The organism is Marinobacter fonticola (assembly GCF_008122265.1).
GTDB classification, from domain to species: domain Bacteria; phylum Pseudomonadota; class Gammaproteobacteria; order Pseudomonadales; family Oleiphilaceae; genus Marinobacter_A; species Marinobacter_A fonticola.
In genome coordinates, this window is the sequence record NZ_CP043042.1 from 4,528,255 (window position 1) to 4,543,926 (window position 15,672).

Consider the following 15,672-nt stretch of genomic DNA (forward strand, 5'->3'; position numbering starts at 1 on the left):
AAAAAGAAGTGCTCGAAACCAACCACAGTCCCCGACGCCTAAATCTGATCGTTCCGAGGCGCCTGAGCCTCCGAAGCCAGAGACCCTGAGCTGCCATTCTGGCGAATCTGCGCATCCAGCGCCTTTTCCACCGCGTTGGTGGACTTGGCAAACCGGGCGATCAGGCTATAGAGCACCGGTATAATGAACAGGGTCAGCGTCGTGGCAAAGACCAACCCGCCGAGCACCACTACACCAATCGCGGCACGGCTTTCAGCGCCGGCGCCGGTAGCGATAACCAGGGGAACTGCGCCGAAAACGGTCGAAATGGTGGTCATCAACACTGGCCGGAAACGCAATATCGATCCCTTCACGATAGCATCGTGGACACTGTAGCCCTCGTCCCGCAGCTGATTGGCGAACTCCACGATCAAAATACCGTTCTTCGCCATCAGCCCCAGCAACATGATGATCCCGATCTGACTGTAGATATTGAGACTGATGCCCGAGAGCGCCAAGGCGATCAGTGCCCCGGTGACCGCCAGCGGCACCGACAGCATAATGATCAGCGGGTGGATCCAGCTCTCGAACTGGGCCGCCAGCACCAGGAACACGATGATGAAAGCCAGGATGAAGGTCACATAGATCGCGTTGGACGACTCCTCGAATTCGCGGCTCAGACCTTTGTAACTGACCCTCGCCTCGGGTGGCAAGTTATCGACAGACAGTTGATTCATGTATTCCAGCGCGGTCCCCAAATCGTAGCCCGGCGCCAGCGAGCCGCTGATCACCACCGCCGGCAGCCGGTCGACGCGGCGCAGGTCCGGGTTCGCACCGATTTCCTTCAGGTTCACCAACGCCCCCAAAGGCACCAGTTCGCCGCCTTCACGGGGACGCAGGAAGATACTGCTGAGATCCGACGGCGTGGCCCGGTCCGCATCGCCCGCTTGCAGGATGACGTCGTATTCCCGCCCGCGATCGAGGTAGGTGGTCACTTGCCGCGATGCGAGCATGGTCTGCAGGGTTAAACCGACATCTTCGACCGTCACATCCAGGTCCGCGGCGCGCTGGCGATCCAGGGTAACGCGCAGTTCCGGGCGGGTCAGTTCGAAGTCGGTTTCCAGGTTCAGCAGGTTGGGATTCTCTTTCGCACGCTCGAGGATTTCCTCACTCCAACGCTGGACCGTGTCATAGTCCGGCCCGCCGATCACAAACTCGATAGGCTGATTGAAACCCCGTTGTCCCAGACCCGGCGGATTCACCGCCACCGAGCGCACGCCCGGCACCTCCGCCAGCTTCGGGAACAGCTCGGCGCTGATCGTCTGCTGCTTGACATCTCGGTCGTCCCAGGACGTCAGGCCCATGATCAGGAACGCGTTGTCGGCTTCCTCCCGGAAGCCGACAATGGCCAATAGACGGTCAGCCGCGCCCTGTTCGATATAGGGGAGCAGCCGCTCTTCGATCTTCTTTACGTGGTGGTCGGTGTATTCCACTGTCGATCCCCGTGGCGCCTTGGTGGGCATGATGATGATGCCGCGGTCTTCGGTGGGCGCCAGCTCCTGAGGCAAGGACGGGAAAATGACCGCCGCCATGAGGATGCCCGCCAGCCCAAGGCCCAGCAACAAACCCGGCTGGCGCAGGGAGAAACGCAGGAGTTTTTCATAGCCGTTATTGAGCGCGCCAAAGACACGTTCCGATGCTGCCCACAGGCGATGGCCCTCGACCGTCTCGGGGCTATGCTTGAGCCATTTGGAGCAAAGCATCGGTGTCAGGGTTAGGGCCACCAAGCTGGAAACGATCACCGCGCTGGCCAGGGTGAACCCGAACTCGCCGAACAGACGCCCGATGTTGCCACCCATAAACGAGATGGGCACGAACACCGCTACCAGTGTCAGCGTGGTGGCAATAACCGCGAAGGCCACCTGGCGGGCGCCATAATACGAGGCGAGCAGGGGAGGTTCGCCTTCATCGATGCGGCGCTGGATGTTCTCCAAAACCACGATGGCATCGTCCACCACCAGGCCGATCGCCAGGATGATCGCCAATAGGGTCAGCACGTTGATGGAAAAACCCAGCGTGCCCAAACCGATAAAAGCGCCAATGACCGCCACCGGAATGGTCACGGCCGGGATCAGTGTGGCCCGCCAAGAGCGCAGGAACACGAAGATCACCAGAATAACCAGGGCAATGGCGATTCCTAGCGTCACCATGACTTCCTTGATCGAGGCGCGGATAAAGATGGATTCGTCGTAGCTCTGCTGGATAGTGACTTCCGGCGGCAGGGTCTCGCGGATCTTCGCCATCTCGGCCCGCACCCGGTCGGACACCGCCACCGTATTGGCCTTGGACTGACGGATAACGCCCATCCCGATTGCGGTGCGGCCGTTGGCCCGCAAGCGGCTGGTATCGGACTCCACACCCATCACGACATTAGCGACTTCGCCCAGGCGCAGCAGGTCATTGCCGTCTCGCCGAACCACCAGGTTGCGAAACTCCTCGACGGTGGATAGCCGGCCTTCGGCGCGGACCGTGAAGTCCCGGGTGCGAGATTCGATAGAACCCGCGGGCAATTCGACGTTATTGGCGCGCAGCGCGTCTTCCACCTCCGCCACTGTGATATTGCGCGACGCCAGTTTTTCCTGGTCCAGCCAAACGCGGATCGCATAACGCCGTTCGCCGCCAATCTGCACATCGGCCACGCCATCCAGCACCGAGAGACGATCTACCAGCACCCGCTCGGCAAAGTCGCTGAGTTGGGCGCTATCCCAAACCTCACTTTGCAAGGTCACCCACATCATGGGGCGGGCGTCGGAGTCAGCCTTGCGCACAACAGGCGGATCCGCTTCTTCCGGAAGCTGATCGATGACACGCGACACCGCATCCCGCACGTCATTGGCAGCGACGTCGATATCACGCGAGGTATTGAATTCGATGGATGTGCGGGACTCGCCCTGTTCGGTGCTCGACTCAATGGATCGAATACCTTCGACACCACTGATGGCCCCCTCGATTACCTGGGTAATTTGGGTATCCACCACCTCGGCGGCGGCGCCGGTGTAGTCCGTGGAGATCGACACTTCAGGCGGGTCTATATCGGGGTATTCGCGCACCGGCAGCCCACGTAGCGCCGCCAGGCCGAACACCAGAATCAGCAAGCTGATGACCGTCGCAAAAACCGGCCGCTTGATGGAGATGTCGGACAAAACCATGCTTAACCCTCGCGCCGGTTCGGCCAGTCGCCACCGATCAAGGCGTTGTCGCCTTCCAGCACACTGACCGCGTCGCCGGTGCTAAGCCGGTCCTGTCCGGTAATAATCACTGCGTCGTCCGGAGCCAGGCCACTAACCACTTCCACCTTGCCTGGCTCACGGGTACCTAACGCCAGCGTCTGGCGACGCGCCTCACCGTCCACGGCAATAAACACATACTGGTTGTCGCCACGGGTAAGCACCGCCTGCTCGGGAATCACCAGCGCCCGGCGGCTCTGCAGCGTCAGCGAAACCGCCATGAACAGGCCTGGCCGCAGCTTCTTGCCGGGGTTGTCGATCACGGCTTTCACCGGTAGCGAGCGACTAAGCGGATTAAGCCGCGTCCCCAGTTCCGAGAGTTCACCGCCGAACGCTTCGCCAGGAAAGGCCGCGGTGCTGGACCGCAGAACCTGGCCCCGGGTGATCTGACCCAGGTAACGCTCGGGCACCGAGAACGTCAATTCCATTCGATCAACGGCATCCAGCGTGGTGACGCTGTCACCGATATTCAGGTAGGTGCCGACACTGACGTCCCGCAGACCCACCACGCCGGCAAAAGGCGCTTCGATCCGATGGTTGTCCAGGCGGGTTTCAGCGGCAATCTTTTGCGCCTGGGCCACGTTAACGGCTGTGCGCAATTCATCCACCTGAGACTGGGAAATACTGTTGTTGGACTGCAGGCGCGAAGCCCGGTCGTATTTGGTGCGGGCATCCTGCAATTGGGCTTCGGCGACCTGGAGATCCGCACGCGCCTGACGGGCGTCGAGCTGGACCAGTAGCTGGCCCTTGTCCACCGGCTGGCCCTCGTCGAAGTTGAGTTCGACGATCCGGCCGCTCACCTCGGCGGTAATCATAACGTCTTCCCGGGCCTGGAGCGTGCCCACCGCTTCCACCCTATCCCGGACTTCCGCCATCCGCGGGTAGACGATGTTGACGTTGGCCGGCGGACGCTGTCGCTGCTCCGCGGTGGTGCCAGCCTGCTGCTGCATCCACAGAAAACCGGCGCCGCCTGCTGCCAGTACAAGCACGATAAAGGCAATCAGGATCTGCCTGCCCATGGCCCTCTCCATTAACTTGAGCTGGAGCCACCGGCCCCGCCAACTGTTTATTATTCACCCGGTTTATTGTTCATCCGGCGTTTGCCGCTGAATCACCAGAACAATCTCGCCCACCGTTACGCCCCACTTGCTCATCTCGGTTTCGTTGACCACCGTGTCGGGCGTAACCGCATACATCCAGTCATCCATACGCACGTCCAGGGTGCCATCGCCGTATGGCACTTCCAGGACATAATTCATGTGGAGGGCATTCCCGCGCCATTGCATCAGCCCAGGCTCGACCACATCGCCAGCGGTCGCCCGGTAGCCGGTTTCGACGGGCTCCAGCTTCCATATACGAGTCTGGACTTCGCCATCGTCGAAGCGGAATTCTTCGTCGAGGGTGCCGACACCCTGCGCGTTCCAGCTCGCCGTGATATCGGCATCGAACGTGCGGATTACTTCGCCGGAAAAGTCTTTGACGATTCCCCGCGCGGTTAGTTCACCCTGAAAGAACGTGCGCGGTTCAAGTACCGGCTGCTGACCCGCGTAATCGGTCAACGCCGGTCCCGTGCAGCCACTGATCAGTCCACAACCGAAAATTACGCCGATGAGACCTTTCGCACCACCCCCAAAGCGCCCCCGAAAGTAACTTTGCATAACCTTTACACTCCCACCGAATGGCCGTTGTTTCGGGTTTTTACGCAGAACCGCCTGTGACGGACCAGACAGGCCACAAGGGCCTTCCCGCCATTCAGCCCATTGGCTAAACCGACAACGGCCCCGGCGCTTACCGTCAATGGCAGACTCCCAAGATTGTCGTACAACGTGCAGCAACCCATGGCCGGCCGCGTGGCACGAGCCTGACCGACCGTTTGTACCGCACCAAAGGTGACACTATGCCGACTTACAAGGCGCCGTTGCGCGACATGACATTCCTCCTCAACGAGGTCTTCGACTATCCCAGGCATTACGCGTCGCTGAAATCCGGCGCGGACGTCACGCCGGATATCGTCGATGCCGTCCTGGGCGAGTGCGCCCGTTTCTGCGAAGACGTCCTCAGCCCGTTGTACCGAACTGGCGACGAGGAAGGCTGCATGCTGGCGAACGGCGAAGTCACCACGCCCCAGGGTTATAAAGAAGCCTACCGGCAGTATGTGATGGGCGGCTGGCAAGGACTCTCTGCCCCGGAGGATGTGGGCGGCCAGGGTCTGCCCGCCTCCATGGGCCTGTTCAAGCAGGAAATGATGGGAACCGCCAACTGGCCGTTCAGCATGTATCCGGGGCTGTCGCTAGGGGCGATGAATACCATCCAGTTACACGGTAGCGACGACCAGCGCCAAACCTACCTGGTACCGCTGACCGAAGGCCGCTGGGCCGGCACCATGTGCTTGACCGAATCCCAGTGCGGCACCGACCTGGGGCAAGTAAAGACCAAAGCCCAACCCCAGGCCGACGGCAGCTACAAGATTACCGGTACCAAGATTTTCATTTCCTCCGGTGATCACGACCTGACCGAAAACATCGTGCACATCGTGCTGGCACGCCTGCCGGATGCGCCGAAAGGCACCCAGGGCATCTCGCTGTTTATCGTGCCAAAACGCCTTCCTGACGCGCAGGGCAATGCCGGCGAACGCAACGGCGTCACCTGCGGCGGTCTGGAAAAGAAAATGGGCATCAACGCCTCGGCGACTTGCGTGATGCACTTCGACGAGGCCACCGGCTTCCTGATTGGCCCGGAAAACGAAGGCCTCGACTGCATGTTCACCTTTATGAATACCGCCCGGATTGGTACGGCCATTCAAGGCGTAGGGCCAGCCGAGCTGTCCTATCAATGGGCGCTGGACTATGCCAAGGAGCGCCGTTCCATGCGCGCCTTGTCCGGCAGTAAGGAGCCGGACCAAATAGCCGACAGTCTGATTCACCACGCCGACGTGCGGCGCATGCTACTGACCCAGAAGGCGTTCGCCGAAGGCGGCCGGGCGATGCTTTACTACGCGGCCCGCCTAGCGGATCACATGGTGGAAGGGTATCTGGAAGGCGACGAAGAAAAAGCGGCAACCTACGACGACAAGCTCGGCTTCCTCACGCCTATCCTCAAGGGCTTTCTGACCGAAATGGGTTGCGAGGCGGCCAGCCTGGGCATGCAGGTATTCGGCGGCCATGGCTACATCCGCGAGCATGGTATGGAGCAGATCGTGCGCGATACCAAAATCGCGACACTTTACGAAGGCACCACCGGCATACAGGCGCTGGACCTCCTTGGCCGTAAGGTCATGCTTATGACGCAGGGCGGCGCCGTACGCGAATTCACCCTGCGCATCTCCAACTGGGCCCGCCGCCAGGTCACCCATAAGAAGATCCGCCCCTTTGCCTGGACGCTTCTGAAGCTGGCCGCCCAGTGGAACGTGCTCACGGTGCGCCTGATGCTAATCGCCCGCAAAGACCGGGATATTATCAGCGCCGCGGCCCATGATTTCCTGATGTTCAGCGGCTACGTGACCATGGCCTATATGTGGGCTCGGATGGCGGTCGTTGCCTACGACAAACTCGAGAACGGCGGCGACGAATCCGAGGCTTTCTACCGTGCCAAGATCGCCACTGCGGAATTCTACTTCGACCGGCTGCTACCCCGTGCTCAGGCCCACGCCACCAGCATGCTTTCTCCCACCCGCAACTTGATGCAGCTGGATGCCGAGGATATGGCTTTCACGGGCTAAACCGTTCCTTTAGGCCGCAGCGGCATTGCGAGTGTGCTGTCCGACGCCTGCGGCCGACATTCCGCCCAGACTGTGATCTGTGACCGACGCCCGGCGCGGTATTCGATGCCATAATCGAGGAAGCCAAAGTGTCCCGGGCCACCGCTGACCCTGCCTTACCGGTAGTCCGATCTATCACCGACCCGTAGGGATACACGCCATGATGTCACGCATCCTGCCTGTTCGCGTTTTGCTGTCGCTCGTTCTCTTCAGTCTGCTCAGTGCCTGCTCGACCTCGTCCACCAACACCACGATCGTAAAGAAAGAAATCCTCGACGAGACGGAAAAAGCCTATGAGAGTCTGGTGGTCCTGGCCGCCACCGCCAACCCGGTCTACCGCAACGCCATCGAGAACGCGCTGGCCGAGGAACTGATCCAAAGAGACTTCCGTGTCTTTCGCTTCAAGAACGGCGACTTGCCCTGGGACGATAAGGCTGCCCTGCGCAAAAAAGTGGCCGAGCAAGCCGAGGAGACCGGCGCCGACGGCGTGTTGGTGGTTAGCTTCGTACGCCGGGAAGACCAGGACGACTACGTGTCGATGCAAGTCATCCAGGAACCGATCGTGACCGGCATCGGCACCCACGCCCAAACCTATATGCGGACGACGGTACAACCGGGCTATTACGAGACCAAGAACACCTACGTACTCAAAACCACCCTGTTCGATGTGGAGAGCGAAGCGGCGGTCTGGCGTCTATACTCTGATACTGTCAATCCCGGTTCAGTGGAGGACGGCGCTCATCATTTTGCGGTTGCTGTGGCAGCGGTCCTGGAAGAAGACATTCAACACAGCGAGTAACCCATGAAGCAACGGACGCCTCTCATTGCCTCGATCCTGTCCGCGCTGGCCCTCACCGGCTGCGCCGGCCCGCAGTCGGTTTCCCTGGGGACCGACGATCCCTGCCAGTCCTTGCATGAGGTGGTCGCGGATTATCCCAGCGGTTTCGCTGATTTTCGCGGTAAAGCGAGCAACTTCAATTTGCTAACGGTGTATCGCGCTAAGGAACAGATTATCGACGGAGAATGTGAGATTTGGGCTTGGAACCAGCAGGATACGGCTTATGCCTGCACGGTGACGGCACCCAGTCAGGACGTCGCCGCTCAGCGGCACGAACGAACCCGTGATTTTATTCAGTCGTGCCTGGGCAATGCGTGGCGGGCCTCGGATGTGGAGCGCATACGCGACGGCGAAGCCGGGGGTATTATTACCCGTTTTTCCAGCCCGGAATCGCCGGCGATGGTGTCGGTCCACAGCATCATTCGCACCACCGGAGCGCAGGACCAGCGGTCGACGGCGCTCTACATCGGCAGCCCCGCCCGGATCGACAGCCTGACAGAATAGACACCGAGCGGTGCCGAGACGCCCTACCGTTCACTCTCAAGACAGCAAAAAGCCGGTAACAGGCCACGCCCGATACCGGCTTTTTCCAATCAAAACGATCCGCTAGAGGCCGTACTTGTCTTCGATAGCTTCGTACATGCCGTTCTGACGGATGGTTTCCAGACCTTTATTCAGCTCTTGGATGACCTGCTCCGGCGTGTTCTGGTTCATGGCCAGATAGAGCTCTGTCTTATTGAAAGAATAGACCGGTACCAGTCCTTCCACATCCTGCTGGGAGGCGAAATAGGGACCCGCCAGACGGTCGGCGATCCACAGATCGATCTGCTCGAGCGCCAGGCGCTTGGGGTTGAGGTCGTCACTGTCGAGCTGCGACACCGTATAGCCACGCTTGAGCAGGTAGTCGGTCATGACGTCGCCGCGGTAGCCACCGATCGTCATGCCCTTGGCGTCTTCCAGATCATCCATCTCAAGATCGCTGCCCGGCGGCGCAAAAATTGTCCAAAGGTTGCGGGTTAGCGGGCCGACCCACTTGAACTGCGGCGCGCGGTCTTCGGTATAGGTGGTGCAGAAGATGCCGTGATTGGGCTTGTCCAGAACACGATTGTAGCCGTAATCCCAGTTGCGAAGCTTAATGATGTACTCCAGCTCCGTGTGGGACATGATCGCCTTGACCATCTCCGTGCACAGACCGTCGATATCATCGCCCTTATGTTCGAACGCACGCCCAGAGGCGCTCATGTTATAGGGTGGGAAGTTTTCGGTGTAGAAATAGAGCTTGTCGGCAGCATGAACACCGGCAGCCGGAACCAGAAGCAGGGCGAGCAACCCCAGAACGAGCATTTTGCGCATGGCAGGGAATCTCCACGATTTCTATTGCTTCGCCGATCGGAATACATCCGGACGAAAGGTAAATCGGCAGAAAGTCTACCCCAAGCCAGGGTCGCAATGCGTCTGAATCCCTGTTCGTTTTTGTAAAGACGCTGACTGCAAGTTTATGAAAGAAAAAGTGAATTTTTATTCAATTTTTTGAAAGAGAGCCGATGGAAGGTTTGGTACTCGCTTACTGGGAACGGAGACTAACCCAGTTCCGTCATCTCCACTAATCACGTCTACACCTATAAGTTCCGCCGCATACGGGATCGATCCTAGGTACACGTCAAAAAAATCGCCCGACCATTAGGCCGGGCGTTTCTCTCTACAACGACCGTTCTCTGCGGACTGGCATCGACTCCGTCAGCAAGACTCTCGCTGTTTGCCCTTTCTTGATCGGAGTAGCCTGGTCGTATTTTTTGCGGGGCGCTTTGCCAATCAGGCAAGGAAGTCCAGAATGAGACGGGTGGTTTCTCCGGGCTGCTCGTCGGTTACCCAATGACCGGCATCCTTGATCCAGACCAGCTCTGCATTCGGAATAGCATCCGCCAACATCGGGCCATATTCCGGTTTTTGGAAACTGTCCTTGTCACCCCACAAAATCAGCGTATCGATCTTTATATTAGGGAGTTCACCAGCAATTGCTTGAGTATATTCCTTGTTGAGCCGACGCATGTTGCGGAAGAATGCCGCCTTACCTTCGGCACTATTCCAAGGCTTGATATAGATATCTTTCAACTCTTCGGTCATTACCGCAGGATCGTGTACGCCATTAGGCATGAAGTCGCGCATCGTACCGATGAATTCTTCGACACTGGTCGATTCTTCGACACCCGGCTCTAACATCCGCTTAAATTCCGGAATCGGCCAGGAATCGAAACACACACTGTCAATGAGTATCTGGCGACGTACACGCTCAGGGTGGTTAACAGCCATCAGTTGTCCGATGCCACCGCCAATATCATGGGATATGATATCGGCACGCGGCACACCCAGCGCGTCCATCAGTTTGACTAAAATACGGGTTTGGGCATTGATAGAGACATCAGCATCCCGCGGCATTTCGGACTCGCCATAGTTGAGCATGTCCGGAGCAATGACACGATACTTCTCTGCCATTTTGGGCATGATTTCGCGCCACATGAATTTGTTTGTCGGGATACCGTGAATCAGGAAAACCGGGGCACCTTCACCCATTTCCCGATAGGCAATGTGATGCCCCTCAATCATCGCGTAGCGTGTTTCAGCAGAATCCATCTTGGCTATTTCGTTGCTCATTCCAACCTCATCTTCCATGTCGCAGATTGATTTCTACAAGCTTTCGAACAGCTTGCATGCCTGAAAGGCCTTATCTACTACCGGTACATCTCAATATTATTGAGTGATTACTCAATTAATAGCAATGATGGGTTAGATGCTGCCAGCCGACAAGCATCAATACGCTACAGACAACAATCAGCGGACGAATGGTGGCGGTCGGTAGGACCGGCCATAGGCCGGCTTGCCAGAACTAATCTGATTAGATTGACACGTTGTGGCGATAATTATTGGCTTATTTACCAATACAAAAACTGCTGAATATCTTCCCTAACAAATCATCCGGCGTCATAGCACCGGTAATTTCCCCCAGCGCATCCTGCGCCATACGCAGGTCTTCGGCCAGTAATTCACCCGCACCGTAACCTTCCAGTTGGGCCTGGCCCTGGAGCAGGCAATCCTGCGCTTTCTGTAAAGCGACCAGATGGCGACGGCGGGCGAGGAAGCCGCCTTCGGTGGTGGTGGCGAAGCCCATACAAGCCTTTAGGTGTTCCCGCAGCACATCCACGCCGTCGCCGGATTTGGCGGCGATGCGTACGATAGGGGCGACGGCATCTTCGGTGAAACCTGCAGTCTCACCGCTCAAATCCACTTTGTTACGAATCACGGTTAAGGGTGCGCCTTCCGGCAGCTGATGAATGAAGTCAGGCCAGAGGGCTTGGGGATGAGTTTCACTGGTCGTCGTGGCATCGACCATCAACAAGATCCGGTCCGCCTGGCGGATTTCCTCCCAGGCCCGGGCAATGCCGATTTTTTCCACTTCATCCGGGCTATCACGCAGGCCCGCGGTATCGATCACATGCAAAGGCATCCCATCGATGTGGATATGTTCGCGCAGTACGTCCCGGGTGGTGCCTTCGATGGCAGTGACGATGGCAGCTTCGCGACCGGCCAGGACGTTGAGCAAGCTGGATTTTCCAGCGTTGGGCCGTCCCGCAATGACGACCCGCATACCATCGCGCAGGATAGTGCCTTGCTGGGCTTCAGCCAGGATAATCGCCAAGTCATCCATGATGGTTTGCAGGTCGCCTGCCACCTTGCCATCCGCCAGGAAATCGATCTCTTCTTCGGGAAAGTCGATGGCCGCTTCCACGTAGATCCGCAGGTGGGTGAGAGCCGCTACCAGGGCTTCGATACGCTGGGAGAATGCGCCTTGTAGCGAGCGTATCGCACAACGGGCGGCCTGCTCCGAACTACTTTCGATCAGATCGGCAATGGCTTCAGCTTGGGTCAAGTCCATCTTGTCGTTGAGGAAGGCGCGCTCGGAAAACTCGCCCGGCCGCGCCAGCCGCGCACCCTGTTCGCACACTTCCCGTAGCAGCAAATCCAGGATCACCGTGCCGCCATGGCCATGGAGTTCAAATACATCCTCGCCGGTAAACGAATGCGGATTGGGGAAGTAGAGGCCCAAGCCTTCGTCGATCACCGAGCCGTTACGGGCACGAAAGGGACCGTAATGGGCATAGCGTGGCTTGGGCACGAATCCCAGAAGGCGCTGGGCGATGGACCCGGCCTCGGGGCCGGACAGGCGGATGATGCCCACACCGGCCCGCCCGGGCGCAGTGGCAATGGCAGCAATGGTATCGGTGGTGCTCATAGGTTAGTTACCGGTACGGCTTCCAGTGTGCATCGATCAGTCGGAACTGCATGCTAAACGAAACAGGGCTCCATGCGGAGCCCTGTCATTCGGTTTGTTGTGGCCTGGGAACAATGCCAGGTCAGGACTTCTTGCCGACGCCTTCAGCCTCGATCTTGCGGGTGATGTACCACTGCTGGGCAATGGACAGCACGTTGTTGACCAGCCAGTACAGTACCAGACCCGCCGGGAACCACAGGAAGAAGACGGTAAAAATCAGCGGCATCAGCTTCATTACCTTGGCCTGCATCGGATCCGGAGGCGTTGGGTTAAGGCTCATCTGGATGAACATACTGGCGCCCATCAGAATCGGCAGAATGAAGTAGGGGTCCATCACCGACAGGTCATGTATCCACAGCATAAACGGTGCATGACGCAGCTGGACGCTTTCGAACAGCACCCAATACAGCGAAATGAATACCGGCATCTGCACCAGGATCGGCAAACAGCCGCCCAACGGGTTGATCTTTTCCCGCTTGTAGAGGGCCATCATTTCCTGGGACATGCGTTGACGATCGTCGCCGTAAAGCTCTCGCAGCCGGGTCAGTTGCGGTGCCACCGCGCGCATGCGCGCCATCGAACGGTAACTGGTGGCCGAGAGCTTGAAGAACACCAGCTTCACCGACATCGTCAGTAGAATAATGGCGACGCCCCAATTGCCGACTAGATCGTGGAACCAGTCCAGAACGATGAAAAGGGGCAGGGCAATAAAGAAAAGGAAGCCAAAGTCGACGGTACGATCCAGGTTCGGTGCAACCGTTTCCAGACGTTCGATAATCTTGGGACCGACGTAGGCGCGGGCGCCAACCTCTACCTGTTGGCCGGGCTCGACAGTGGTTGACCCGCTGACGAAACCCATCACCGTCAGGTTGTTGCGTTGGGTGGTCTGGTATTGATGCTTGCTGTCAGCGTCGGGAATCCAGGCACTGAGGAAGTAATGCTGCAAGAAGGCGATCCAGCCACCCTCGGCGGTGCGATTGACGGGACTCTCCCGCAGATCGTCGAAATCGTACTTTTCGTAAGGATCGTCGTTGGTGCTCAGGACCATCCCCAGGAACGCTTGAATCCCCAGACTTTGCTGCGCAGTGGGGTCGCCGCTGGAATCGCGAACGATTTTGCCGGCAAAGTTGCCCTGCCAGGTCGAGTCGGACTGGTTATCGATCACATAGCTAACGTCGATTTCGTAGCTGTCCCGCTGCAGGGTGTAGCGCTTGGTGACCTTGACGCCGCTATCGCCGGTAAAGGTCAGGTCGACGGTGAGCGTATCGGCACCTTCGGCCAGAGTCAGGTTGCTGTCCTGGGCCACCTGGTAGGAGGGCACCGGCCCGTTGCGGGAGGCATCAAACCCATCGCGTCCAATCAAGCCGCTTTCCAATACGTAGGTACGGAACTGGTTGTTCTGCAGCAGTTTGAGCGGCGTGGGATTGTTTTGGGACTCGCGGTAGTCCAAAAGCGAGGCCCGGGTAATATTGCCCCCGGCCAGGTTGATGTCCAGCTCGAGCACATCCGTGCGCAGAGTAATCTGCTTGCCGGAATCGCTGGCTTGTACCGTTGAACCTTCCACCTCGGTTTGGTCCTGGTCTTCAGGGGTGGCGAACTCGTTGCTACCGGACTCCTGGTTCGTGCGATTGGCAGGTGCGTTCAGCTCCGGTGTGTCGGATCCGTCCTGTTCGGCAGTTTGCGCAACCGGCTGCTGCTGCGGGGCCTGGTGATAGTCTTCGTTCCAGGCGAGCACCATCAGATAACTGACAATGGCAAGGCCTATCCAGAGGATTGTTCTTTGAATATCCATAGGTTCAATGTGTCGGCTGGTTTGAATGGTAAGAACAGTGCTTGTGGTGCTCGCTTTTTGTGTGTTCCTGACCGGACTTTGGCGGTATGGGATCATACCCCCCGGCAGACCAGGGATGACAGCGTAACAGTCGACGCAGAGTCAGGTAACCGCCGCGCAGGATACCATGAGTTTCAATGGCTTCCATCGCGTAGGACGAACACGTGGGGTAGTGACGACAGTGACTGGCCATCATGGGACTGATGGCATACCGGTAAAACCGGATGGGAAGCAGAACGAGCTGTCGCATCATCAGATCCGGTACCTCGGGTCAGCCGGAGGCAGTATCCGCTCGACGGGCTTTGCGCCGCAAGCGCTGCCACAGCTCATTGAGAACGCGGTGAACGGCCGGATTCTCCAGATCAGCAAGACCTTGACGCCCCAACACCACAATATCCATGGCAGGCAGGTCAGGCTGCTGGCGAAAGGTTTCCCGTACCAGACGCTTGATTCGATTGCGCTGGACGGCAAGCCGTAGGTTTTTCTTCGAAAAAATCAAACCGATCCTGGCATGCCCCAAATCGTTAGGGGTCGCCAGTATCAGAAAATGCCGGTCAGGGACTCGGACCGTCACTTGGCTGAAAACCCCGCTGTAATCACGGGGCTTTAGCAAGCGATCCTGCTTGGAAAACGTTCCTGTCGGCATTTTAACCTGTCAGCCCGAATCAGGCAGACAGGCGGACGCGACCTTTGGCACGACGACGGGAAATCACTTTGCGGCCGTTGGCAGTAGCCATGCGGGCACGAAAACCGTGAACACGCTTACGCTTCAGGACGCTGGGTTGAAACGTTCTTTTCATGATGTCGATCTCACACTCGGATGTATTGAAACGAATTCTGTCTGCTGAGCAAGGCCCCTGCATGCGGTGGGGCTAATCACTTGCCAGCCGAAGACCTGTCAAAAAATGAACAGTCAAAATAGGAGCGGGATTTTAGACAAAGCAGACAGGAAATTCAATCGATATCCGTAAGCTTACGGAATTTACGGAGTTGGATTGCGGGGCGGTGGCCCGGGTGATCGTCCCAAAAGCCAAACCAGTAACAGTTACTGAAAGTCTTTATGTTTTTTAAAAGAATATAAGACAGTTACTGTTACTGTTAGTCAGCGTCATTTCTGTTGAAAACCTTGATTTAGCGCAATGAATCAAAAAGATAGCCTTATGAGAAGGCTGGGTGTAAGGCGACCTGAGACCTGTGGAAAGTCGGTCACTGAAATGGGGACAACTCACACCCTAACGATTAGGCCGAGTTGTTCATAGATTCAGACCCAGGTTGTGCACAGTTTTCCAGGGTGGGTAAACACAAGGTCCTGTGGAAAACTTTTTACAATCTAATTTCTGTACACAAGCCTGTCTGTAAGTCGTTAAGTATATGTCTTTTCGATATAAAGTTATGCACAGGCTGTTTATGGATGCCGTTCCGGGGCTTTTGTTGGCGTTGATGCGGGCGTAGAATGTCCCGCTATTCAGGCTTTCCATCATGCGTTTTACGCTTCTCCGGGGTACCTATGTACAGGTAGTCACGGGGTGGTTTGGGTTGAGGCAATCAACACAAGCGTAGAGTGTGTCCGTTCGTCGGGCGCCGGAAGAAGAAAGCCGTATTGGCTCGTAATCATCCGTTCAGGGATTGGCTACGCATTGGAGGCAGGCTGTC

The 15,672-nt window shown here is 57.7% G+C and carries 13 protein-coding genes; 3 read left to right on the forward strand and 10 right to left on the reverse strand.

Translation table 11 applies throughout. The annotated features are described in order from the left end of the window. Positions 1-38 precede the first annotated feature (38 nt). From FXO11_RS20150 to FXO11_RS20160, 3 genes are all read right to left on the reverse strand, one after another. Positions 39-3,188, reverse strand: a complete 3,150-nt coding sequence (locus tag FXO11_RS20150) for an efflux RND transporter permease subunit (RefSeq protein WP_148864719.1) — start codon at positions 3,186-3,188, stop codon at positions 39-41. Between the two features lie 2 nt (positions 3,189-3,190). Beyond that, entirely contained in the window at positions 3,191-4,285 is a 1,095-nt protein-coding gene (locus FXO11_RS20155; protein ID WP_148864720.1) for an efflux RND transporter periplasmic adaptor subunit, read from the reverse strand. A 63-nt stretch (positions 4,286-4,348) separates the two neighbouring features. Beyond that, positions 4,349-4,924 (reverse strand): DUF3833 domain-containing protein, encoded by a 576-nt coding sequence (locus tag FXO11_RS20160; protein ID WP_148864721.1) that lies wholly within the window; start codon positions 4,922-4,924, stop codon positions 4,349-4,351. Positions 4,925-5,163: 239 nt separating this feature from the next. Between FXO11_RS20160 and FXO11_RS20165 the strand changes: the two genes are divergently transcribed. The 3 genes from FXO11_RS20165 (at position 5,164) to FXO11_RS20175 (ending at position 8,365) form a co-directional block, all read left to right on the forward strand. Beyond that, positions 5,164-6,984 (forward strand): acyl-CoA dehydrogenase C-terminal domain-containing protein, encoded by a 1,821-nt coding sequence (locus FXO11_RS20165; RefSeq protein ID WP_148864722.1) that lies wholly within the window; start codon positions 5,164-5,166, stop codon positions 6,982-6,984. Positions 6,985-7,183: 199 nt separating this feature from the next. After that, positions 7,184-7,822, forward strand: coding sequence for a hypothetical protein (locus tag FXO11_RS20170; protein WP_148864723.1), 639 nt, complete (start codon positions 7,184-7,186; stop codon positions 7,820-7,822). 3 nt (positions 7,823-7,825) lie between these two features. Then, complete coding sequence (locus FXO11_RS20175) at positions 7,826-8,365, forward strand: hypothetical protein (protein ID WP_148864724.1); 540 nt, start codon at positions 7,826-7,828, stop codon at positions 8,363-8,365. Positions 8,366-8,467: 102 nt separating this feature from the next. Here the strand turns inward: FXO11_RS20175 and FXO11_RS20180 are convergent, their stop codons facing one another. From FXO11_RS20180 to rpmH, 7 genes are all read right to left on the reverse strand, one after another. Then, positions 8,468-9,214: a substrate-binding periplasmic protein gene (locus FXO11_RS20180; RefSeq protein ID WP_148864725.1), complete on the reverse strand. Its 747-nt coding sequence runs from the start codon at positions 9,212-9,214 to the stop codon at positions 8,468-8,470. Between the two features lie 459 nt (positions 9,215-9,673). Beyond that, positions 9,674-10,513 (reverse strand): alpha/beta fold hydrolase, encoded by an 840-nt coding sequence (locus FXO11_RS20185; protein ID WP_227545987.1) that lies wholly within the window; start codon positions 10,511-10,513, stop codon positions 9,674-9,676. 274 nt (positions 10,514-10,787) lie between these two features. Further along, the gene (gene mnmE / locus FXO11_RS20190; protein WP_148864726.1) at positions 10,788-12,149 is read right to left on the reverse strand and encodes a tRNA uridine-5-carboxymethylaminomethyl(34) synthesis GTPase MnmE; all 1,362 of its coding nucleotides are present in this window, start codon (positions 12,147-12,149) and stop codon (positions 10,788-10,790) included. A gap of 121 nt (positions 12,150-12,270) precedes the next feature. Next, positions 12,271-13,980, reverse strand: coding sequence for a membrane protein insertase YidC (yidC, locus tag FXO11_RS20195; RefSeq protein ID WP_148864727.1), 1,710 nt, complete (start codon positions 13,978-13,980; stop codon positions 12,271-12,273). 4 nt (positions 13,981-13,984) lie between these two features. Further along, the gene (gene yidD, locus FXO11_RS20200; RefSeq protein WP_227546175.1) at positions 13,985-14,269 is read right to left on the reverse strand and encodes a membrane protein insertion efficiency factor YidD; all 285 of its coding nucleotides are present in this window, start codon (positions 14,267-14,269) and stop codon (positions 13,985-13,987) included. A gap of 21 nt (positions 14,270-14,290) precedes the next feature. Continuing rightward, positions 14,291-14,665, reverse strand: a complete 375-nt coding sequence (gene rnpA / locus FXO11_RS20205; protein ID WP_148864729.1) for a ribonuclease P protein component — start codon at positions 14,663-14,665, stop codon at positions 14,291-14,293. 19 nt (positions 14,666-14,684) lie between these two features. Further along, positions 14,685-14,819 (reverse strand): 50S ribosomal protein L34, encoded by a 135-nt coding sequence (gene rpmH, locus FXO11_RS20210; protein ID WP_082146510.1) that lies wholly within the window; start codon positions 14,817-14,819, stop codon positions 14,685-14,687. Positions 14,820-15,672 lie beyond the last annotated feature (853 nt).

Excerpts from the sequence above, each read along its gene's own strand:
- FXO11_RS20150 (WP_148864719.1), bottom strand. The coding sequence starts at position 3,188 with ATGGTTTTGTCCGACATCTCCATCAAGCGGCCGGTTTTTGCGACGGTC.
- FXO11_RS20155 (WP_148864720.1), bottom strand. The coding sequence starts at position 4,285 with ATGGGCAGGCAGATCCTGATTGCCTTTATCGTGCTTGTACTGGCAGCA.
- FXO11_RS20160 (WP_148864721.1), bottom strand. The coding sequence starts at position 4,924 with ATGCAAAGTTACTTTCGGGGGCGCTTTGGGGGTGGTGCGAAAGGTCTC.
- FXO11_RS20165 (WP_148864722.1), top strand. The coding sequence starts at position 5,164 with ATGCCGACTTACAAGGCGCCGTTGCGCGACATGACATTCCTCCTCAAC.
- FXO11_RS20170 (WP_148864723.1), top strand. The coding sequence starts at position 7,184 with ATGATGTCACGCATCCTGCCTGTTCGCGTTTTGCTGTCGCTCGTTCTC.
- FXO11_RS20175 (WP_148864724.1), top strand. The coding sequence starts at position 7,826 with ATGAAGCAACGGACGCCTCTCATTGCCTCGATCCTGTCCGCGCTGGCC.
- FXO11_RS20180 (WP_148864725.1), bottom strand. The coding sequence starts at position 9,214 with ATGCGCAAAATGCTCGTTCTGGGGTTGCTCGCCCTGCTTCTGGTTCCG.
- FXO11_RS20185 (WP_227545987.1), bottom strand. The coding sequence starts at position 10,513 with ATGAGCAACGAAATAGCCAAGATGGATTCTGCTGAAACACGCTACGCG.
- mnmE (WP_148864726.1), bottom strand. The coding sequence starts at position 12,149 with ATGAGCACCACCGATACCATTGCTGCCATTGCCACTGCGCCCGGGCGG.
- yidC (WP_148864727.1), bottom strand. The coding sequence starts at position 13,980 with ATGGATATTCAAAGAACAATCCTCTGGATAGGCCTTGCCATTGTCAGT.
- yidD (WP_227546175.1), bottom strand. The coding sequence starts at position 14,269 with ATGCGACAGCTCGTTCTGCTTCCCATCCGGTTTTACCGGTATGCCATC.
- rnpA (WP_148864729.1), bottom strand. The coding sequence starts at position 14,665 with ATGCCGACAGGAACGTTTTCCAAGCAGGATCGCTTGCTAAAGCCCCGT.
- rpmH (WP_082146510.1), bottom strand. The coding sequence starts at position 14,819 with ATGAAAAGAACGTTTCAACCCAGCGTCCTGAAGCGTAAGCGTGTTCAC.